The organism is Maritimibacter sp., from assembly GCF_016774595.1.
Taxonomy (GTDB): Bacteria; Pseudomonadota; Alphaproteobacteria; order Rhodobacterales; family Rhodobacteraceae; genus Maritimibacter; species Maritimibacter alkaliphilus.
Genome location: NZ_JACBWT010000001.1, coordinates 1,802,028 through 1,822,876, shown reverse-complemented (window position 1 = coordinate 1,822,876; position 20,849 = coordinate 1,802,028). Strand labels below are relative to the sequence as shown.

Below are 20,849 nucleotides of genomic sequence, written 5' to 3'. Positions count from 1 at the left end.
CAAAAAGGGAGGAGACCTATGACTTCGATGATCCGTAAGACGGCACTGGCCGCCGTGTCGGCAGGCAGCGTTCTGCTGGCCGCCGGCGCGGCGTTCGCGCAGGCCAACCTGACGGGCGAGACATCCTCGCCCGGCAACTCGCCGCACCTGATGATGATCCACCTCGCCGATGTGGCGGCCCGCGATGGCGTGGCCAACATTCAGGTGCAGGAGGGGCAGACCGCGACGAATTCGATCGTCAACGTGGCCGAAGGCAAGTCCGACATGGTGACGGCCCCGACCGTGCTGCACTTCCTGCTCGAAGCGGGGCGCGGACCGTTCTCGGCCATCGGTGAGGACGGGGCGGCGCTGGCCGCCAACGTGCGGGCCATCGCGCCCTATAACGCCGGGGCCTATGGCCTTATCACGCCGGTCGCGTCGGGCATCACGAGCTATGAGCAGCTGGCAGGGAAGACGGTCTGGAACGGCCCGCCCCGCGGCGCGGCTCTGACCGTGGGTCGCCAGACGATCCTGTTCGGCTCGGGCGGTTACAAGGACGGTGAGGATTACAAGGGCTACCAGACCAACTGGGGCGAGCTTCCCTCGGTTCTGGTCGACGGGTCGGCCGATGCGGTCATGGTCCCGATCACCTCGCCTTCGGACCGGGTGGTCACGATGCTGTCGACCGGCGACGTGAACATCATCTCGATCCCCAAGGATATCTGGGAAGGCGAGGCGATGCAGAAATTCCTGTCGGCCCCCGGTAACGCCCCCGTCGAAGTGGCCGAGGCCGATCTTGGCTATGGCGCGGATCAGGGCGTGCACCTGATTTCCGAGGATGGCGTGTTCCGTTCGCCGGGCGTGCCTTTCGCGACGATGGTCCGGGCCGATCTCGACTTCGAGACGGTCAAGGCGCTCACCGCCACCTACATCGCGTCGCTCGACGAGCTGAAAGCGCGGGCGCCCTACGGCAAGACCGTGAACTTCGACGTGCTCGACCAGAAGTCCACCGGGTTCTGCGGCGGCCTGTCGCTGAAATACCATCCCGGTGCCGTCGCGGCCTGGGAAGAGGCGGGCTACGACGTGCCCGACTGCGCCGAAGCCGAATGAATCAACCGTCCGGGCGGCACCTTCGCCCGGACACCACCACTCCGCGAGCCGGGACGGGGCGCACAGCCCCGTTCCACCCGGATACGGTAGACCTGCGTGAAAACCCCGGAGCATGACATGAGCGCGACCCAGACGCCGGCCCCACCGCCCGTGAACCGACTTATGCCCTTCGCCAAGGGGCTGGGACTGGTGCTCGTCTTCATCGGCTTGATGAACACGATCCCGTCGATCCCGGGTCTGGACCAGCTTGTCGCCAACATCACCGGTGACCCCGACATCGTGATCCGGAAATACCCCTACGAATACCTCTACCCGATCGCCTTCGTGCTGATGATGCTGATCGTCGTCGCCAAGCATTCCTTCTACATGAAGGACCGCGAGAAGGGTCCGATGCGCCGCGCCTTCGCGATCGTCATGGATGTCGCGCTGGTGACGATGGCGATCATGGTGTCGCTGACCTACGTGATCGAAATCGACTCGATCTGCCTGATCGACCAGTTCACGGGCGAACGCGCCGACCTGATCGCGCGCGCCTTGCAGGAGGAAAAGGAGTTCGCGGAACTCTATGGCCTGCCGGAACCCACCAGTGTCGACGACCCGGCCTGTATCAACACCACAGGCTCTTGGATCTTCGCCATCGTCGGCGCGGCGATCACCGTATTCCTCGCCTACAACGTGCGCGTCTGGGGCTTTCCCCTCGTGGCCGTCGCGATCCTCATCGCCGCCTATACGCTTATCACCGTCGCGATCTGGTATGTCTTCGGCTCCGAGGACATGAACAAATACGCCATTACCAAGCTGGGCGGTGAACCCCGAACGCTGATGGACGGGCGGCCCAATGTCGAGGATGTGCTGACCAACACCTCGCAGGGCCTTCTGGGCCGGTTTATGGGCATCCTGCTGTCGTCGGTCTTTCCTTATATCGTGCTCGGCTCGCTTTTCGGGATTTCCGCCGGGGGTCAGTCGCTCATCAAGGTCGCCTTTCTGTGGACCCGGCGTCTGCGCGGTGGCCCGGCCCATGCCGCCATCGTGTCGTCGGCGCTGTTCGGCACCATATCGGGCGGGCCGGTGACCAACGTGCTGTCCACGGGCGTTCTGACCATCCCGATGATGCTGAAGCGCGGCTTTTCCCGCACTTTCGCCGGCGGGGTCGAGGCGGCGGCATCCTCCGGCGGGCAGATCATGCCGCCCGTCATGGGGGTCGCGGCCTTCGTGCTCGCCGCGATGACCGTCACGCCCTACCGCGAGGTCATCATCGCCGCCGCGCTGCCCGCCGCGGCCTATTTCGGCGTTCTGTTCCTCACGGTGGTCTTTCAGGCCCGCAAACAGGGGATCGAGGCCGTGGGGGAAAAGACCCCGGACATGCTCCTGAGCCGGCAGGACTACCTGAACCTCGTCATGATCTTCGCGCCGATCCTGATGATCCTGTTCCTGCTCGTCACACCGAAAGAGGCGATCGGCTGCGGGCCTATCGCCGCGCTCTTCGGGGTCGAAAGGGTCGTGAACGGGGATAGCTGTCTGGCGACCGATCTGCCGTTCCTGTTCAAGCTCATTCAGAACAGCGCGGGCGATGCGGGGTCGGCCGGCTGGTGGGCCGTGATGCTTCTGGTGGTCCTGTTCTTCCTCGACCCGAAATTCCGCGAGAGGCCCACGCAGATCTTCGGCGCGCTGTCCGAGGCGGGCATCCTGATCTCGACCCTCTACCTTATGTTCCTGTCGGTGTCTGTCATCGACTTCTGCCTGAACTTCACCGGCCTGTCCGGCTTCATCGCCCGCGACGTGACCGGGCTTCTGCGCCTTTTCGGGCCGGAGTTGCAGGACGGCGGCGTGTTCCTGTTCGCGGCCCTTTTCGTGACCATGCTGCTTGCCATTCTGCTGGGCATGGGGATGCCGACGGTTCCGGCCTATGTGAACGTCGCGCTTCTGATGGGGCCGCTGGTGATCGGGTTGGGGATCGCGCCCTTTACCGCGCATATGTTCATCTTCTTCTTCGCCGTCGCTTCGGCCATCACGCCACCCGTGGCGGTCGCGGCCTTCGCCGCCGCGTCGATCACCCATGCCGACCCGATGAAGACGGGGTTCGCAGCCGTCGGGGCGGGGATCGTCATGTTCATCCTGCCGTTTATCTTCGCCTTCTACCCCGAACTTCTGCTCATCGACGCGGCCAAGCTCGATCCCTTCGCGACACCCGGCGCGGTCGCGTTCCTCGAAGGTTACGGCCCTGGGATCGACTGGCCGGGGCTCGCCTTGTTGCTGGTGCGGCTGGTTCTGGCGCTCTACCTGATCGCAAGCGCGCTGGTGCGGTTCGACGCCCGGCGACTGGGCCGGGTCGAGCTGCTGGTCCGGTTGGCGCTGGCCATCGGCATCCTGATGCGGATGCCCGAGGTGCACTGGCCCGCCGTCGCGCTCGCGCTGGTGACCATCGCGGCGCATTACGGGGTGGCCAGACGGCGGGTTGCCGAAGCCTAGCTGCGGTAATCCTCGGGCTTCAACCCATGCCGCGCGAGCTTGTCGTAAAACGTCTTGCGCGGCAGCTTCAGGCTTCGGGCAGCCTCGGTCGCGCGGCCTTCGTGATCGCGCAGCGCCTCGATCAGAAAAGCGCGCTCTACGTCCGCCATGCGCTCGGCAAGCCCCAGCCCGCCTGCGGCGTCGGGTTCCGCCAGCCCCATCGCGAAGCGCATCGCGGCGTTCATCAGCGCGCGGGCATTCCCCGGCCAGTCCTGCCCCATCAGGCGGTGGGTCACGTCGGTCGGGATGTCGGGCTTGGGCAATGCGGCCTGTTCGCAGGCGATCTCCACGTAATGCCGAAAGAGCGTCGGGATATCCTCGCGCCGTTCGCGAAGCGGCGGGATGTGGATGCGCGCGGCCTCGAGCCGGTAATAGAGGTCCGGGTTGAACGCGCCGGTTTCCGTCAGCTTGGCAAGGTCTTGATACGTCCCGGCCAGAACCCGTGGCGCGGAAGGCTGTTCGAGCCGTTCGAGCAGGGCGAATTGCGCGGGCTGGCTCATCCCCGCGACCTCGTCGATGAAGATCGTGCCGCCCTCGGCCTCGTCGAACACGGCGGCCAGCGTTTCCGGCGTCGTCCCCGCGCCGGGGATCTTGAGGAACGGGCCGCGCGATACGGCGGAAAGCAGGTGGACGACTTCCGCCATCTTCGACGTGCCCACCCCCGGCTCACCTGTGATAAGCGCATCGGCCATCGTGCGGGCCACGGCGCGGGCATCGTCGCGCATCTTTTCGGACAGCGCCGAGGTGCCCCGAAGCAGGCGCGCGGCGGCATCTCCCGCCTCGACCTGCGCCTTGAGCGACCGGTTTTCCAGCACCAGTGCGCGGGTCTTCAGGGCTTTTTCCACGACGGTCAGCAGGTCGGCGGGCGCACAGGGTTTTTCGAGAAAGTCGAAGGCCCCAGCCGCCATGCCCCGAACGGCCGTCGGAATGTCGCCTTCTCCGGTCAACAGGATCACGGGAAGTTCCGGGTCGACCTCATGGGTGAAGCCGAGGAGCGCGAAGCCGTCCTTGCCCGGCATCCGGATATCGCTGACCACGACCCCCTCGAAGTCGGGGATGATGTGGTCCTTGGCTTCGATGTAGCTGCCCGCGAGGACCGGGACCAGATCGGCAAGCTCAAGCGTCTGCCCCAGCGCCTCGCGCACCGAGGCATCGTCGTCGACCAGCAGAACCCGGCGCGTCACGCGGCCGCCTCCAGCCCGGCGGGCACCAGTTCGACCGTAAAGGCCGCGCCGCCCTCGGGGTGGTTCAGCCCCTTGATCGCGCCGCCGAAACTCTGGACGAGACCGTATGAGATCGACAGGCCCAGCCCCATTCCCTCGGCCGCGCCGACCTCTTTCGTGGAATAGAACGGATCGAACACGCGGTCGGGGTCCGCGATGCCGGGGCCGGAATCGCGCACCGTCAGGCGCACGGCGGGGCCGTCGGTGTCGAGGGTCAGCGAAAGGCGGCGCTCGGGCGCATCGCTCATCGCGTCGACGGCATTCGAGACGAGGTTCACGACGACCTGTTGAAGCCGCACTTCGCCCCCGCGCACCATGATCGGAAGGTGGGGGCGGTCATAGACAAGCTCGACCTCATGGCGGTGGATCTTGTCGGCGGTCATTTCAAGCGAGGCGTCGATGACGTCAACCAGATCGACATCCGTGACCGGGCCGCTTTCCTGCCGGGCGAAGGCCCTGAGATTCTGGATGATCCGGCCCATCCTGCGTGCCAGTTCCGAGATCTTGCCAAGGTTGTCGCGTGCGCGTTCCGGCTTGCCCCGGTCAAAGAACTGCTCGCCATTTTCCGCGAAGGACCGGATCGCCATGAGCGGTTGGTTCAGTTCGTGACTGATCCCTGCCGACATCTTGCCGAGCGCCGACAGCTTGCCCGCCTGCACAAGCTCGTCCTGCGCGCGTTTCAGCGCCGCCTCGGCCTCTTTCCGTTCCGACACTTCGCGGCGCAGGTCCGCGTTCACCTCGGTCAGTTCCTGCGTGCGTTCGACGACGCGCGCCTCGAGACGGGCGTTCGCCGCGGCTTCGACCGTCAACCGGTCGGCCAGCGCCGCGCGTTTCTGCTGCACGAAGAACAGGATCGCGCCGAAGGTCAAAAGCGCACCCGCCGCGATCAGGCCCCACAGGACGGCAGAGTAGAATGCGCCGGAACTGTCGATAAGGATTTCGGCGGTCATGCCGATGGTCGGCAGATCGCGTTGCAGGTGGATCGCACGATTGGGCAGGTAGCGATCCCCGAAAATGCGCCAGACCTCGCGCCCCGCCGTGATGGCGCTTTCATAGTCGGGCATTCCGTCGCTGCGGTCCGCAAGGACGAGGCCGGATCGGTTGGTCACGAAAATGCGGTTCTGGCGGTCGGTGAAGAACACCGGCGGCGCGTCGCCGGGCCAGTTGTCTTCGATCTGCGCCACCGACACGCGGGTCATGACGGCGCCGACGACCACGCCGGACTCGCTCTGCACAGGTGCGGCGAAGGCAAAGTAACGGCGCGGCCCGAGGGGGCCGGCGACGATTTCGTTCGACGTGCCCAGCGCCCCGTCCAGTGCGCGTTCAAGCGGCGGTTCCTTCGGGTCGCGGGCGACCGAACTTCCGCTGCTGCCCGCGACGATGCGGCCGTGCAGATCGACCGCCGCCACGTCCGACGCGCCCGTCATGTCGGCCATGCCCTGCACGACTTCCACCGACGCGCCGGGCGACCCGCCCCAGATCAGAAGCCGTTTCAGATCGGGATGGCGGGCGAGGATCACGGCAAGCTCGCGGTAGCGCAGAAGCTGGCCGGTCACCCGGTCGGCGGCGAGCGACAGGTCGGCCTCGCCCCGTTCCGTCAGGCGGTCGAGCGCGTCACGATACGCCGACCACCCCACGCTTCCGGCAAGAAGCGCGGCGGCGAGCAGAAAGGCGATCAGTCGAGGCATCGACAAGGCTCCCGGAAGCGGCGGCCATCATAGGCGGCGCTTGGGCGCCTGTCACTTCTCCAGCACGAAATCCGGCAGCGAATCCAGCGCCTGTTTCAGCGCCTCGCCCCAACCGGACGAGATTTGCTGGAAATACGGGCTGTCACCTTGCACCCGCGAGCGATAGCCAAGGCGCAGCGAATCCGTCTCGTAAAGCTGGAAGTCGAAGGGCAGACCGACCGACAGGTTGGCCTTGAGCGTCGAGTCGAAGCTGACCAGCAGCAGCTTCAAGGCCTTCTCGAAACTCATCTGCGGATCGAAGGCCCGGACGAGGATCGGGCGGCCATACTTGGTCTCGCCGATCTGGAAGAACGGGTTGTCCGCGCTCGCCTCGATGAAGTTGCCCTCGGGATAGATCATGAACAGCCGCGGCGGACCGCCCGCGACCTGACCACCCAGCAGAAGTGTGGCGCCGAATTGGGCGGCGGCGCGGGGGCCTGCGTCTTCGTGGATGCTGATGACGTCGCGCAGGGTTTCGGCGATCAGGCGCGCGACCTGAAACATCGACGGCGCTTCGAGAATCGACGGGTTGCGCTGATCGTGCGCCTTGGTGCGCTCGTCCAGCATCGACACGACCGATTGGGTGGTGGCGAGGTTGCCTGCCGACATGAGGATCAGAGCGCGGTCGCCCTCGACCTCCCACGTGTGCATCTTGTTGAACGTGGCGATATTGTCGACGCCCGCATTCGTGCGGGTGTCGGACATCATCACGAGCCCGCGGTCGAGCATCATTCCGACGCAATAGGTCATGTCAGCCCTTTATTGCTGTGCCACCTGTATCTGGACATCCAGCGTTTCGGCTGACCCACCGACTCGCGACCCGATAACCGGCGCAGCTTCGGTGTAATCAAGTCCCGTTGCAACACGAACGTAGCGTGCGTCGGGGCATTGGTTGTTCGACACGTCGAACCCGACCCAGCCAAGGTTGTCGACATGGGCTTCGGCCCATGCGTGGGTCGCATCCTGTTCGACGCGGTCGTCCATCATCAGGTAGCCCGAGACGTAGCGGGCCGGGAACCCCATCTCGCGCGCGCAGGCGAGAAAGATGTGGGCGTGGTCCTGACAGACGCCCTTGCCATGCGCGATGGCCTCTTCCGCTGTCCAGTCGGACTGGGATTCGCCCGTGGCATATGTTACCTGCTCACCGATCTGGCGCATCAGGGCATGAAGCCTGTCCAGATCGCCCGTCGCGTCGATCTTGCGCACGATGGCGCGCCCGCCGCTGCCGCACTTGGTGATCTTCGTCTCACGCTCATAAAGCCAGAGCGGCGAGGGTCCGGGGTGGCGACCGACGACGCCCCCACTGTCTTCGACCGTCACTTCGCCTTCCGAGACGACCGTCACCTCGGTCGCATCCCGGTCGATGGAGATGAGTTCCACCACGTTGTGATGATGATCCTCGAACGACACTTCCTTGCGCCCGTTCTCGACGGTCGTCGTCCAGTCCAGCACCTCTTGCTGATGCCCGGACTTCGGCGTCTTGCGAAGCTGTTGCAGACCATAGGCCACCGGTTCGGCAAACCTGTATCGCGTCGTATGCTTTATTCTAAGCCGCATGCACGCCCACCCTATACGTAAAAGCGGTAATCCTGCTCGATCTGAGCGCCCAGTTCCCCGATCGAGGCGAGGATCGTCTGGATGTATTCGTGCAGACCGTATTCGAAGATCTCGTCGATGTCATGCAACGACAACCTCTGCGCCAGCTTGTCCGCGATCTCATGCGACGGGAGCGTGGTGTCGTAGTCCGATGCGAGATACCCCAGATTGTCGCGCAACTTGGATACGCAGAAGTTCAGGCTGCGTGGCATCCGCTTGTCGAGGATCAGGAATTTCGCGATGTCGCGGGCGTTGACCTGATTGCCGTATGCCATGCGGTAGCCACCCGAAGCCGAGACCGAGCGCAGGATGGTTTCCCACTGCACGTTGTCGATGGTCGATCCGACGGCGAAGACCGAGGGCAAAAGCACATAGTATTTCACGTCGAGAATACGCGCCGTGTTGTCGGCGCGTTCGAGGAAGGTTCCGATGCGCGCGAAATCGTAGATGTCATTGCGCAGCATCGTCCCGTGCGTGGCCCCGCGCACCAGCGCCGTGCGCTGACGGATGAGCTTGAGCGTGTTTGGAAGGTCGCGTTCCGGCACCTTGCGGGCCAGCAGTTCCTTCGACCGCATGTAGGCGGCGTTCGTCGCCTCCCACACATCCGTGGTGAGGGCCGTGCGCACCATGCGGGCGTTCTGACGCGCCGAGGCGATGGAGGACAGGACCGAAGACGGGTTGTCGGTGTCGCGCAGCATCCAGTCGATCGCCTGATCCTGCGCGATTTCGCCCCGATGCGCGGCATAGCCCTCGGCCACGCCGGCGGTCTGCATGACTGAGCCCCATTCCATGTTGCCCGAACGGGTCAGGCCGATGCGCTGTCCGGTTTCGATCAGGCGCGAGGTGTTCTCGGCCCGCTCCAGCGAGCGGAACATCCAGTAGAGGCCGTTTGCGGTTTTTCCCAGCATATCAGTCCTCCAGCACCCAGGTGTCCTTGGTCCCGCCGCCCTGCGACGAGTTCACGACGAGCGAGCCTTTCTTCAAGGCGACGCGGGTGAGGCCGCCGGGAGTGATGTTGATCCCTTCCGGCGAGACGAGGACGAAGGGCCGCAGGTCGACATGGCGCGGCGATAGCCCCTTGTTGGTGAAGATCGGCACGGTGGACAGCGACAGCGTCGGCTGTGCGATGTAATTGCCCGGCCGCGCTTCGAGCTTCTTTCGGAACTCGGCGATTTCCTTTTTCGACGCGGTCGGGCCGATCAGCATCCCGTAGCCGCCCGATCCGTGCACCTCTTTCACGACGAGGTCGGCAAGGTTGTCGAGCACGTATTGCAGGCTTTCCTTATCCGAACAGCGCCACGTCGGCACGTTCTGCAACAGCGGGCGCTCGCCCGTGTAGAACTCGACGATCTCGGGCATGTAGCTGTAGATCGCCTTGTCGTCGGCGATGCCGGATCCGGGCGCGTTGGCGATGGTGATGCCGCCCGCGCGGTAGACGTCCATGATCCCCGGCACGCCCAATTGGCTGTCCGGGTTGAAGTTCAGCGGGTCGAGGAAGTCGTCGTCGACACGGCGGTAGAGCACGTCGATGGGCTGGTAGCCACGGGTCGTGCGCATCGCGACACGCCCGTCGACCACGCGCAGGTCGTGACCTTCGACCAGTTCCGCGCCCATCTGGTCGGCAAGGAAGCTGTGTTCGAAATAGGCCGAATTGTAGATGCCCGGCGTCAGCACCGCGACCGTGGGCGGCCCGTCGCAGGCGGGCGGCGCACAGGCGGCGAGCGACCGGCGCAGGTCCGCCGGATAGGTCGACACCGGCAACACGTTGTTCTTGGCGAAAAGCTCGGGGAACATATGCAGCATCGTCTCGCGGTTCTCGAGCATGTAGCTGACACCGGAGGGCGTGCGCGCATTGTCTTCGAGCACGTAGAACTCGTTGTCGTCGGTCCGCACGAGGTCGATGCCGACGATATGGGTATAGACCCCGCCGGGTGGATGCACGCCGATCATCTGGGGCAGAAAGGCCGCGTTCTTGGCGATCATCTCCTGCGGGAGACGCCCGGCCTTGATGATTTCCTGCCGCCCGTAGATGTCGTTCAGGAACGCGTTGATCGCGCGCACCCGCTGTTCGATCCCACGGCTGAGTTTCTGCCATTCGCGCTGGGCGATGACACGCGGCACGATGTCGAAGGGGATGAGCCGCTCCTCGGCCTCCTGCCGTCCGTAGACGTTGAAGGTGATGCCCGTCAGCCGGAACAGATCGTCGGCCTCGCGTTGTTTCGCACGCAATCGGGCCGGGTCTTCGCCGTCGAACCAGGATTGGAAATTTGCATAGGGGTCGCGAAGCTGTTCGTCCCGCCCCCACATTTCGTCGAAGATTTTTTCATCGCTCATACCGTCATTGTATCCGCGCAAACGAGACACACAAACGGTTTGGCGCATTCGAACGTCACAGGGCGTGAGACACCCCGACAATCGGCTGATCCTGCCTTTTTGTTAGGCAGTTCTCGCCAGCGGGCCGCGTGGCATTTCGGTCGCAGGGATAAGTTTTCGGATGAGAACGAACCGAATGGTTCAATAATGGTGGAAATCCTGACCCGGAAAAGTTATTGGGAAATCAGAGCATAAAGTACGCGTCACCAAATTCTTGAAAAAACGACGCGACATTGAGGTAGGCGGAAGAGACCATGAGCGCGATTCAATTCGTGGCCCGTGATGCTGTTGGCAATTACCAGCAGGGAACGGTCTTCGATTCTTCATTTGACGGACATTTGGCACTATCGGCGGGCGGCGCCGTATCCCTGAACATGCGACGGCTGGACGTGTCCGGCTACATCCGGAAGGGCGACGACCTCGTCCTTCTGATGGCCGACGGGCGTCAGATTCTGCTTGAGGACTATTTCGGTCCCGACGGGAATCCGCAGGCCGACCTGTATCTCAACGAAGGCGGCCACCTGATCGGAACCGTGGTTTCGGCCACCAGCGAGGTCAGCCACCACGACACCGAAATCTGGGGCAAGTACGGCGAACTCGCCGCGCTCACCTTCCCCGACGACCCGGTGGTTCTGGCCGAAGGCGTCTATAACGACGACGCGGACGAGGCGGTCGCCGCCGCCCTCGCCGACCAGAACGGCTATGTCGGGTCATCGCGCAGCGATGATGCGCCCACCATGCTCGCAGGTTTCGGGCTTGCACCGCTGGCCGGGCTCGGCACCGCCGGAACCGGGATCGTGCTCGGCACCGGGGTTCTGGGGGCCGCCGCGCTGGTCGGGTCGGCCACCTCGGTCAAGAACACCGGCGGCACCAGCACCGGCGGTGGAACCACGGGCGGATCGGGCACCTCGATCACAGCGAAGATCTTCGACGCGAACGCGGATTACAGCTTCAACAGGTCCAGCACCAAGACGGTCACGATCAACGGGCAGGCCGAGCCGAATTCCGAAGTGCTCGTCACCATCGGCGGCCAGTCCATCACGGTCTATTCCAACTTCGAAGGCCGCTGGAGCGCCAAGTTCACGGGCGGCAATTTCCCGGGGGACGGCGATTACCGCGTGACCGTGGTCGTGACCGAACCGGGCGGAACGACCGTGAACCTGTCCGGCCAGCACGTCGTCATCGACACCACACCGCCGAACGTGGAATTCGACCGTTACGTCGGGGTGCAGGGCTTCGTCGTCAACGCGGTCGAAAACCAGACGGGCTTCACGCTCGTCGGCAATGGCGAAGCGGGGGCCAAGGTCACTATTCAGGTCAACGGGTTCACCCGGTCCACCACCGTCAACGTGAACGGGGAATGGAGCATCGATTTCAGCCACGGCGACCTGCCGACCGGCGAATACGATATCGACGTGTTCATCACCTCGGTCGACGCCTACGGCAACGCGACCACCATCACCCACACCATGACCGTCGACACGATCGCACCCGCGGCGGCGATCGACCTGACGCTGTCGACCGACAACGTGGTGAACGCATCCGAACGCCATGCCGGGGTCGAGATCACGGGCACCGCCGAACCCGGCGCGCGGCTTGAAATCACGATGAACGGCGTGACGCACACGACGGTCGCATCCGTCACCGGAAGCTGGTCCGTCACCTACACCTCGTCCGAGATTCCGTCCGGCACCTATACCTCGACGATCACGGTCAAGGCGACCGACGCCGCAGGCAACGTCACCAACACCAGTTCGACCATCGACATCGACACCGACGGCGCGGTCACCCTGTCCTCGGGCACGGGATCGGGCGGCGAAGTGGTCGTGAACGGCGTCGCACAGGCGGGCACCGTCCTCCTGTCCGGCACGGCGGAGGCCGGATCGTCCATCGTCGTCAGTGTCGGCGGCATGACCTATTCCGCCACCGCCGGGTCCGGCGGGACGTGGACCGCGGTCGTGCCGGGGATGAACATCGCCGGTGGTGAATACACGACGCAGATCAACGTCACCGCGACCGATCTGGCCGGTAACGTCTCGACCGCGTCGGGGACCATGCTGGTCGACACCGAGAACCTGCTGGCGCTCGGCATGAACTTCGGCGGGGCGGATAACATCATCAACAAGGCCGAAGCGGCCTCCGGCGTCACATTCACGGGGATCGGCGAGCCGGGTGCCTCGATATCCGTCTCGTTCCAGGGCCGCACCCACACGGGAACGGTCGCCGCGAACGGGTCGTGGAGCGTGCCTTTCGCGGGAGGCGAAGTGCCGACAGGCGCCTATCAGGCGACTGTGTTCGTGAAATCGACCGACATCGTGGGCAACGTCACCACGATGACCGAGATCGTTCAGGTCGACACCATGACCTCGGTCACCGCCACGCTTTCGGGCACAGGCGGCGACGGCATCGCGAACTATGCAGAAACGGTCGCGGGTCTGACCCTCACCGGGATCGCCGAACCGGGGGCGAGCGTGAATGTCAGCATCGGCGGCGTCGTCCGCCCGGCGACAGTCGCCGCGAACGGAAGCTGGAGCGTCACTTATCCTCAAGGCAGCATCGCGTCCGGCGAATACACCGCCAACGTGTCGGTCACGTCCACGGATGCGGCGGGCAACACGGCGACGGCGACCACCACGGTCAGGATCGACACGCTCGTCACCGACTTCGCCTTCACCGGCTCGCCCACGGGCGGTGACGGTGTGCTGGCCGGGTCCGAGCTTTCGAGTGGCCTGAACCTTACCGGCACCGTGGAAATCGGCGCGCAGGTCACCGTCAGCATCGGTGCCACAACGCGCGTGGCAACGGTCAACCCGGATGGGTCCTGGTCGGTGAGCTTCGCGCCGGGGTCGATCCCCAACGGCGAATACGACACGCTTCTGTCCGTGACCGCGACGGACGTGGCGGGGAACACCTCGATCCTGACCGAAACCGTGCGTATCGACACGGTGGCGGGCGATCTGGCGCTGTCTCCGGCCGCAATCGAAATCGACGATGTGGTGAACCTGACCGAACGCGCCGATGGCGTCGTGATCCACGGCACGGCGACCCCCGGTCTTGTGGTCACCGTCGGGCTGGGCGCCGCGCAGACGACGACCGTGGCCGCGATGAACGGCACGTGGTCCGCCACCTTCCCGGCCAACCAGATCCCGGCGGGCACCTATGTTTCGCAGATCACGGCGTCGATCAACGACGGCTACGGCAACGCCAAGACGGTGACCGACAGCGTCGCCATCGATACTGTCGTCACGAATTTCTCGTCCGACGGCGTGGTGGACAACGATGGCGTGGTGAACGCGGTCGAACGGGCCGACGGCATCACCCTGACCGGCACGGTCGAGCCGGGCTCGGTCGTCTCGGTCAAGATGGGTCTCGTGACCCAGACCGCCACGGTCGACGGTTCGGGCAACTGGACCGTGGATTTCGCCAAATCCAGCGTGCCCACGGGCGAGCAGGGGGTGAACGTGGTCGTGACCGCGACCGATGCCGCCGGCAACTCGGCCATGCTGACCGATACGGTCGTGGTGGATACCGAGGTGAACCGCCTCGCCATCGCAACGCCCATCGCGGGTGACGGCTACATCAACGCGACCGAAGCGGCGCTGGGCCTCACGCTCACGGGCGTCGTCGAAGCCGGATCGACGGTCGTCGTCGACATCGACGGGACGAGCCATACGGCGACGGTCGACGGGGCCGGGAACTGGACCGCCAGCTTCGCGGCGGGCGAGCTTGGCACGGGCGAAGACACGCTCGACGTCACCGTGTCGGCCACCGATGCGGCGGGCAACACGCGCACGATCACCGATACCGTCGAACTGGACACCGAAGCGCCCGACGCGGCCTTCGTCACCGCGTTCAACCGGTCGGGCGACCTGTTGCGCGGCTTCTCGGTCGACGCGGGCGATGCGACGGCGGCACTGTCGACCGTCGGTCTGGACGGGTCGCAGGGCACCATCGGCAACATGCAGTTCGCGAACCCGATCGCGACCGGCGAGGTGGATTTCTACTTCACCCAGACGCTTCCGAACGGCTCGCACCTCGTCATCACCAAGACCGATGACGCGGGCAACGAAAGCGCCACGCTCTTCGCGCTCGACAAGGGCCTGCCGAATGCGGTCGATCTGTCAAACCCTGGTCTTGCCGGGCACGAGATCGAGGCGGTCGACCTGCGGTTCGCGGAAGACAGCACTCTGGTCATCACCTCGGACCTGCTCGAAGGGCTTTCGGGCAATTCGAACACGCTGACGATCCACGGATCGGGCGACGATGCGGTGAACGTGGACCGGACCAACGGCGCGGCCATGTCCGACACCAACACGAACGTGACCATCGGCGGCGAGACCTATTCCATCTACACGCTGGGAGACGAAGGAGGCACGCTCATCATCGACGACGACATCCGACTGACGACCTGATCCGGGCCCACCACGTCGCGCCGCGAGAAAGAGCGTGCCGGGCGGTTCGAATCCAAGACTACGGGGCAGACATTTGAGGCGGACGATACGGCAGGGAGTACTGGCAGCCACGGCTTGCGTGGCCCTGTCGGGATGCATGAGCGACGGATTCGCGACAAGCGACGATCCCGACGTCACCCGCAATGCGGGCGCCTTCGCCGAAGCGCAGGGCGAGCGTGGCGAAGACCACCAGTCACAGATCATCGAAGCCCTGATCGCGCGCCGGTCCGTCCTGCCCGAGGGATCGTCCTATGCCCGCGTGGCCGACGCGACCCTCGCCGCCTCGTCCCGCACGGCCGAGGCGGAGCTGCGGCAGGCCCGCCTACGCTCCCGCGCCGCCGACAAGAACTGGCTTCCGTCGCTCGGCCCGAGCGTGAGCCTTCTGTCGCTGTCGTCCATCGTCGCCTCGCTTGTCGTGGATCAGGTCCTGTTCGACTTCGGCAAGAAGAAGGCCGAGCGCGAGTTCGCCCGCGCGGATGTCGAGGCGGCTGCGGTCGCCCTGTCGCAGGATGAAAACGACCGTGTCCATACGGCGCTGTCGCTTTATCTGAAATCCGAGGAAGCGCGTGAACTCGCGGCGGCGAGTAGCGGGGCCGTCACCCGGATGCGCGAGATGGAAACGATCATGGCAAAGCGGGTCGAAGGCGGCATCTCGGATATGTCCGAACTTGCCGTGATCCGCTCGAAGGTGGCGGAACTCGCCGCGACGCAGGCGGATGCCGTTCAGGCGGGTCGCACGGCGCGCGCCGAACTGGCCGCCATGACCGCAGGGTCGCTCGACACGGTTCATGGCATCGCCAAGCTGACCATTTCGGGCGATACGGTCGATCCCCTGTCGCTTCACCTGGCCCATGCCGAACGCGACCGCGACATCGCCGAGGCCGCAATCGCCCGCGCCGGATTGTTGCCGGGTCTGTCCGCCGGGGCCGCGATCTCCAGCCGTGACGGTGTGACCGGGCCCGACCTGGTCCTGTCCTCGGACAACGGCATCGGGTTTTCGACGCCCGACAACCTCAAAGCCGTCGATGCTTCGAAAGAGGCCGCCGAGCGCCGGGTCGCGCAGGCGCGCGAAGACGCCGCCCGCCGCCTTGCCGCCCTGTCGCAGGAACGGGCGGGCCTTGCCGCCCGCGCCGGTCGCGCCGTCGATCTGGCGGCTCAGGGACAGGCCAACGCCAACCTCTTCCGCCGCCAGTTCGATGCGGGCACCCGCACGGTGTCCGAAGTGGTGACGGTGATCGAATCCATGGCGCGGCTCGAAGCCGAAGCGATCGCCGCGAAATACGCAGGCGCACGGGCCGATATCGAAATCGCGCGCGAACTCGGCCTGCTCGCAGACGGGGGCGAGATATGACGAACACCGTCGCCTTCCCCTCGATCACGGGCGCCGCTGTCCGCGCTCTGCCCGACAGCGCCAATACCGCCGAAGCGCCGCGCATCCGCGTGAAGTCGAGCGAAACCAAGGTCGAAAAACGCGAAGGCCCGGACCCCAACCGGCTTTTGCGTCGGGCGCAACTGCTCGCCGTCTACGCCCGGCAACTCGGCGCGAAACCGGCGGTGCAGGACATTCTCGAAGCAATGCGCGCGCACACTCCGGGCGAAACCATCGACGCGGAAACGCTTGCGGTCGGCCTCAGGGCCACGGGCCTTCAGGTTCAGACCAAGTCCGACCCGGACCCCGACGGGCTTCCGGTCATCACCATGATGAAGAACGGGCAGGCGGTGCTTGTCCTCGATCAGCACGGCGACACGCTCACCCTCTACGAAGAAGGGGCCCCCGATGGCAGGGCCGAAGTGCCCGTGTCGGACTTCGCGCCGGTCTATGCCGGTGTCACCGTCCGTGCCTTCGCCCCCGCGGCTAGGCTGGACGAACGGCACGCCCTCGCCAAACGCCCGCCGCACTGGTTCTGGGGCGAACTTGCGAAGCACAAGAAGCATTTCGGTGATGTGGCGCTGGGCAGTTTCGTGGCCAACCTGCTGGCGGTGTCCGTCGCGCTGTTTTCGCTTCAGGTCTATGATCGCGTGATACCGCACCAGTCGGTGCCGACCCTCTGGATGCTGGCGCTTGGCGCTGGACTGGCCCTCGCGCTGGAAGTCGGCATCAAGATCGCGCGGGCGCGGTTGATGGACGGGGCCGGGCGGCATATCGAGCTCACCGTCCAGTCGCTTCTCCTGTCCCGCATTCTCGGGATGCGATCCGACAAGCGGCCCACGACCCCATCGGGCCTGTTCGCGGCGATGCGCGAGTTTTCGTCGGTCCGCGAATTCTTCACCGCCTCCTCCATCGGATCGCTGACGGATATTCCGTTCATCATCCTGTTTCTGGCGCTCGTGTCGTCGATTGCCGGACCCATCGTCCTCGTCCTGATCGCAGGCGGGTTGCTCATGATCCTGCCGGGCCTGTTCCTGCAACGGCGGATGGTCGAACTCAGCCGCCAGACACAGGGCGCCTCGGCCAAGACCTCGCGCCTGCTGCACGAGGCGATCTACGACCTCGACACGATCAAATCGGCGCGGGGCGAGGCGCGGTTCATGCGGCTCTGGCACGAGTTGACCACGTTGTCGGCGCTGAAATCGACCGAGCAGCGGCGGCTGTCTGCGCTTCTCACCTTCTGGGCGCAGGGAGTTCAGCAGGCGACCTATGTCGCTGCCGTCATCGCGGGCACCTATCTGGTGTTCGCGGGCGAATTCACGGTGGGCACGATCATCGCCGTCGGCATCCTGTCGGGCCGCACGCTCGCCCCGCTCACGCAACTCGCCGGCACGCTCGCCCGCTGGTCGAACGTCAAGAACGCGCTGTCGGGGCTGGATGCCGTCGCGACCGCCGAACAGGACGCCGCCGAAGGGCGCACGCTTCTGCGCCGTGACGTGATCCACGGCGCCTTCGAACTGCGTGAAGCGGGTTTCGCTTACGACGACGAAGCCCCCGTGCTCGACGTGCCGGGGCTGGCCATCGAAGCGGGCCAGCATATCGCCGTGCTCGGCGCGAACGGATCGGGCAAGTCGACGCTTCTGAAGATGCTCGCGGGACTTTATGGACCGACCAAGGGCCGCGTGATGATCGACGGGGTCGACATGGGCCAGATCGAACCGCGCGACCTGCGCCGCAACGTGGGCTATCTGGGGCAGGACGTGCGTCTGTTCGCCGGAACCCTACGCGACAACCTCGACCTCGCCCTTCTGGAAAGCAACGACGACCGCCTGCTTGCCGCGCTCGATTTCGCGGGCCTCGGCCCCTATGTGCGTGGCCATGCCAAGGGCCTCGACCTTGAAATCCGCGACAATGGCGAAGGGTTGTCGGCTGGACAGCGCCAGTCGATAGGTTGGGCGCGCATCTGGCTTCAAGACCCGCGCGTGGTGCTTCTGGACGAACCCACCGCCGCGCTCGACACCACATTGGAAACGACACTGGTGTCGCGCCTTCAGACGTGGCTGGAGGGGCGCACGGCGGTCATCGCGACCCACCGCGTTCCGATCCTCGCCCTGACCGAACGCACCGTGATCCTGCAAAACGGCCGCCTCGCGGTCGATGGTCCGCGCGACGAGGTGTTGGCCCATCTGCGCGACGCGCAAGCACGACGGGAGGCCGGCTGATGGCGGTGATCGACGCGGAATTCGAAGCGGGGCTGAAACGGCCCAGCATGGTCATATGGGTCTCCGCCGCCGCTGTGGCGGTCTTCGTGTTCTGGGCCGCAATCGCCTGGGTGGACGAGATCGTGCGCGCGCCCGGTGACGTCATCTCATCCGCCCGTCCCCAGATCATCCAGAACCTCGAAGGCGGCATCCTTGCCGAGCTTCTGGTGTCCGAAGGCGACCGGGTCGAACCGGGCGACGTCATCGCGCGCCTGCACGGGACCGAGTTCCGCTCGACCGTGACCGATTACCTGGAACAGATCGCCGCGCTTGAAATCAAACGTCTGCGGCTGGAAGCTGAACTTGCGGGCCATGACACCTTCGACGTCCCCGCCGACCTTGCCGCCCGCACCCCGAATATGGTCGCCTCCGAGGCCGCCCTGCTCGCCGCGCGACAGGCCGATTTCATCTCGCGCCGGGATGGGGCCAAGCAGGTGCTGGACGAAGCCGCGACCGAATTGCAGCTTCTCGAAAACATGCTCGATCAGAAGATCGTCGCGCTGATCGAAGTGACCAAGGCGCGCAAAGCCCATGCCGACGCGCTGACCCGCTACAACGAGATCGTCACCCAGACCGAACTCAAGCGGGCCGAGGAATATGCCGAGGTGCTGCGCGATCAGGCGACGCTCCGCCAGAACCTCAAGATCGCGCAGGACCAGCTCGACCGGACCGTCCTGACCTCGCCCATGCGCGGGATCGTCAACAACCTCGCCGTGACAACCATCGGCGGCGTCGTAAGACCGGGCGAGGAACTGGCCGAGATCATACCGCTCGGCGACCAGATCCTCGTCGAAGCCCGCGTGAAGCCCGAGGATATCGCCAACGTTCAGCCTGGGCAGCAGGCGACGGTCAAGCTGTCGGCCTATGATTACACCATCTATGGCTCGCTCAAGGGCACCGTGGATCTGATCTCGGCGGATACGTTCAAGGACGACCGGGTGCGCGATGGCGACCCGCACTACCGCGTGATCCTGAGCCTCGACCTGTCCGGCCTGACCGACCGCCAGCGCAGCCTGGAAATCCGCCCCGGCATGGTCGCGGACGTGGAACTCCACACCGGATCGAAGACGATCCTGCACTACTTGGTGAAGCCGCTCTACAAGAGCCGCGAAGCCTTCCGCGAACCCTGAACGCGTCCTGCTTCTCTGTTTCCAAAAACCTCGGGGAGCGCGAGGGGCAGCGCCCCTCGCATGGATCGTGGCAGCTTGCTGCCGCGAAACTCAGCCCCGCGGTGCCGCCGCCCGCCTGAGCCTGTCGTTGATGGCCCGGCCCAACCCGGTGTCAGGCACGGGGGCCACCGCAATCGGCGCGTCGCCAGCCGCGTCCAATGCATGCAGCATCCGAAACAGGTTCGCGGCGGCCTCAACCAGATCGCCGGAGGGCGACAGGTTCATTTCCCCGTCCACACCGCCGAACCCCAGCATCCGCTCACCGGGCCGCGCGGCTTCGGCATCGAGCCGAACCCGCGCGTCGGGCGCGTAATGCGAGGCCAACTGACCCGGCGCGTTGATCCCCGCGCCCTCTGCGCGTCTGGCGAGCGGCGCGCCCAGCGCGTCTTCGATGGCCTCGGCGGGCAGTCCGCCGGGGCGCAGCAGGACGGGTTCGGGATTGAACCCGACGATGGTGCTTTCGACGCCGACCGAACAGGGTCCGCCGTCCAGCACCGCCTCGATCCTCCCGCCAAGACCCGCGAGCACGTGCTCCGCCTCGGTCGGGCTGATCCGGCCCGAGGGGTTCGCGGAGGGGGCGACGACGGGCCGCCCGACGGCGCGGAGGAGCTTTTGCGTCAGCGGATGATCGGGAACGCGCACGGCAACGGTCGTCAGACCGGCACTGACCAGCGGCGACAGGCCGGCATCCGCCCGCATCGGCAGCACCAGCGTCAGGGGGCCGGGCCAGAACGCCTGCGCAAGATCGTGTGCGCGTCCTGACAGTTCCGCGATCTTCGACACCGCCTCCAGATCGGGCACATGCGCGATCAGGGGATTGAAATGGGGCCGGCCCTTCGCCTCGAAAATCCGGGCGACGGCGATGTCGTCGGTCGCGACGCCGCCAAGGCCATAGACGGTTTCGGTCGGGAAGCTGACAAGCCCGCCCGCAAGCAGGACCTCGGCGGCCCGCGCGATCCCGGTGTCATCCGGCACCAGTCGTTTGGTGGCGTGCAGATCGGCCATGACGCCGCGTTTCCCTTGTGTCGAAAGCGATTAGTCTTAGGTTCCGGCCAACTGCCTAGCGTGGCAGTCGCGCTTTCA

13 protein-coding genes are annotated in these 20,849 nt (G+C 65.4%); 6 read left to right on the top strand and 7 right to left on the bottom strand.

Annotated elements, in window-relative coordinates:
- Positions 1-18 precede the first annotated feature (18 nt).
- Complete coding sequence (locus tag HOY44_RS09270) at positions 19-1,089, top strand: TAXI family TRAP transporter solute-binding subunit (RefSeq protein ID WP_287434462.1); 1,071 nt, start codon at positions 19-21, stop codon at positions 1,087-1,089.
- A gap of 117 nt (positions 1,090-1,206) precedes the next feature.
- Positions 1,207-3,558: a TRAP transporter permease gene (locus HOY44_RS09265; RefSeq protein WP_287434461.1), complete on the top strand. Its 2,352-nt coding sequence runs from the start codon at positions 1,207-1,209 to the stop codon at positions 3,556-3,558.
- Here the strand turns inward: HOY44_RS09265 and HOY44_RS09260 are convergent.
- Genes HOY44_RS09260 through HOY44_RS09235 form a run of 6 tightly spaced genes read right to left on the bottom strand, consistent with a single transcriptional unit; the run spans position 3,555 to position 10,477 of the window.
- The gene (locus HOY44_RS09260) at positions 3,555-4,781 is read right to left on the bottom strand and encodes a sigma-54-dependent transcriptional regulator (RefSeq protein ID WP_287434460.1); all 1,227 of its coding nucleotides are present in this window, start codon (positions 4,779-4,781) and stop codon (positions 3,555-3,557) included. The two genes, HOY44_RS09265 and HOY44_RS09260, sit on opposite strands and share 4 nt — an antisense overlap.
- Positions 4,778-6,508, bottom strand: coding sequence for a sensor histidine kinase (locus HOY44_RS09255; protein ID WP_287434459.1), 1,731 nt, complete (start codon positions 6,506-6,508; stop codon positions 4,778-4,780). Before HOY44_RS09255 ends, HOY44_RS09260 begins: the two co-directional genes overlap by 4 nt.
- A gap of 51 nt (positions 6,509-6,559) precedes the next feature.
- Positions 6,560-7,297, bottom strand: coding sequence for a proteasome-type protease (locus tag HOY44_RS09250; RefSeq protein ID WP_008332046.1), 738 nt, complete (start codon positions 7,295-7,297; stop codon positions 6,560-6,562).
- 9 nt (positions 7,298-7,306) lie between these two features.
- On the bottom strand, positions 7,307-8,104 hold the full coding sequence (locus HOY44_RS09245) for a transglutaminase family protein (RefSeq protein WP_040884817.1): 798 nt from the start codon (positions 8,102-8,104) through the stop codon (positions 7,307-7,309).
- 11 nt (positions 8,105-8,115) lie between these two features.
- Complete coding sequence (locus HOY44_RS09240) at positions 8,116-9,051, bottom strand: alpha-E domain-containing protein (protein ID WP_008332034.1); 936 nt, start codon at positions 9,049-9,051, stop codon at positions 8,116-8,118.
- 1 nt (position 9,052) lies between these two features.
- Positions 9,053-10,477, bottom strand: a complete 1,425-nt coding sequence (locus tag HOY44_RS09235) for a circularly permuted type 2 ATP-grasp protein (protein WP_008332032.1) — start codon at positions 10,475-10,477, stop codon at positions 9,053-9,055.
- A gap of 293 nt (positions 10,478-10,770) precedes the next feature.
- On the opposite strand from HOY44_RS09235, the gene HOY44_RS09230 reads away from it, so the two are divergent.
- The 4 genes from HOY44_RS09230 (at position 10,771) to HOY44_RS09215 (ending at position 19,727) form a co-directional block, all read left to right on the top strand.
- The gene (locus tag HOY44_RS09230) at positions 10,771-14,928 is read left to right on the top strand and encodes a beta strand repeat-containing protein (protein WP_287434458.1); all 4,158 of its coding nucleotides are present in this window, start codon (positions 10,771-10,773) and stop codon (positions 14,926-14,928) included.
- Between the two features lie 136 nt (positions 14,929-15,064).
- Complete coding sequence (locus HOY44_RS09225) at positions 15,065-16,318, top strand: TolC family protein (protein WP_287434457.1); 1,254 nt, start codon at positions 15,065-15,067, stop codon at positions 16,316-16,318.
- Complete coding sequence (locus tag HOY44_RS09220) at positions 16,315-18,558, top strand: ATP-binding cassette domain-containing protein (RefSeq protein ID WP_287434456.1); 2,244 nt, start codon at positions 16,315-16,317, stop codon at positions 18,556-18,558. Before HOY44_RS09225 ends, HOY44_RS09220 begins: the two co-directional genes overlap by 4 nt.
- On the top strand, positions 18,558-19,727 hold the full coding sequence (locus HOY44_RS09215) for a beta-barrel domain-containing protein (protein WP_287434455.1): 1,170 nt from the start codon (positions 18,558-18,560) through the stop codon (positions 19,725-19,727). The genes HOY44_RS09220 and HOY44_RS09215 overlap by 1 nt, the downstream gene beginning before the upstream one ends.
- A 90-nt stretch (positions 19,728-19,817) precedes the next feature.
- Here the strand turns inward: HOY44_RS09215 and HOY44_RS09210 are convergent, their stop codons facing one another.
- Positions 19,818-20,771, bottom strand: coding sequence for an L-threonylcarbamoyladenylate synthase (locus HOY44_RS09210; protein ID WP_287434454.1), 954 nt, complete (start codon positions 20,769-20,771; stop codon positions 19,818-19,820).
- Between the last annotated feature and the right edge of the window lie 78 nt (positions 20,772-20,849).

Excerpts from the sequence above, each read along its gene's own strand:
- HOY44_RS09270 (WP_287434462.1), top strand. The coding sequence starts at position 19 with ATGACTTCGATGATCCGTAAGACGGCACTGGCCGCCGTGTCGGCAGGC.
- HOY44_RS09265 (WP_287434461.1), top strand. The coding sequence starts at position 1,207 with ATGAGCGCGACCCAGACGCCGGCCCCACCGCCCGTGAACCGACTTATG.
- HOY44_RS09255 (WP_287434459.1), bottom strand. The coding sequence starts at position 6,508 with ATGCCTCGACTGATCGCCTTTCTGCTCGCCGCCGCGCTTCTTGCCGGA.
- HOY44_RS09250 (WP_008332046.1), bottom strand. The coding sequence starts at position 7,297 with ATGACCTATTGCGTCGGAATGATGCTCGACCGCGGGCTCGTGATGATG.
- HOY44_RS09245 (WP_040884817.1), bottom strand. The coding sequence starts at position 8,104 with ATGCGGCTTAGAATAAAGCATACGACGCGATACAGGTTTGCCGAACCG.
- HOY44_RS09240 (WP_008332034.1), bottom strand. The coding sequence starts at position 9,051 with ATGCTGGGAAAAACCGCAAACGGCCTCTACTGGATGTTCCGCTCGCTG.
- HOY44_RS09235 (WP_008332032.1), bottom strand. The coding sequence starts at position 10,477 with ATGAGCGATGAAAAAATCTTCGACGAAATGTGGGGGCGGGACGAACAG.
- HOY44_RS09230 (WP_287434458.1), top strand. The coding sequence starts at position 10,771 with ATGAGCGCGATTCAATTCGTGGCCCGTGATGCTGTTGGCAATTACCAG.
- HOY44_RS09225 (WP_287434457.1), top strand. The coding sequence starts at position 15,065 with ATGAGCGACGGATTCGCGACAAGCGACGATCCCGACGTCACCCGCAAT.
- HOY44_RS09220 (WP_287434456.1), top strand. The coding sequence starts at position 16,315 with ATGACGAACACCGTCGCCTTCCCCTCGATCACGGGCGCCGCTGTCCGC.
- HOY44_RS09215 (WP_287434455.1), top strand. The coding sequence starts at position 18,558 with ATGGCGGTGATCGACGCGGAATTCGAAGCGGGGCTGAAACGGCCCAGC.
- HOY44_RS09210 (WP_287434454.1), bottom strand. The coding sequence starts at position 20,771 with ATGGCCGATCTGCACGCCACCAAACGACTGGTGCCGGATGACACCGGG.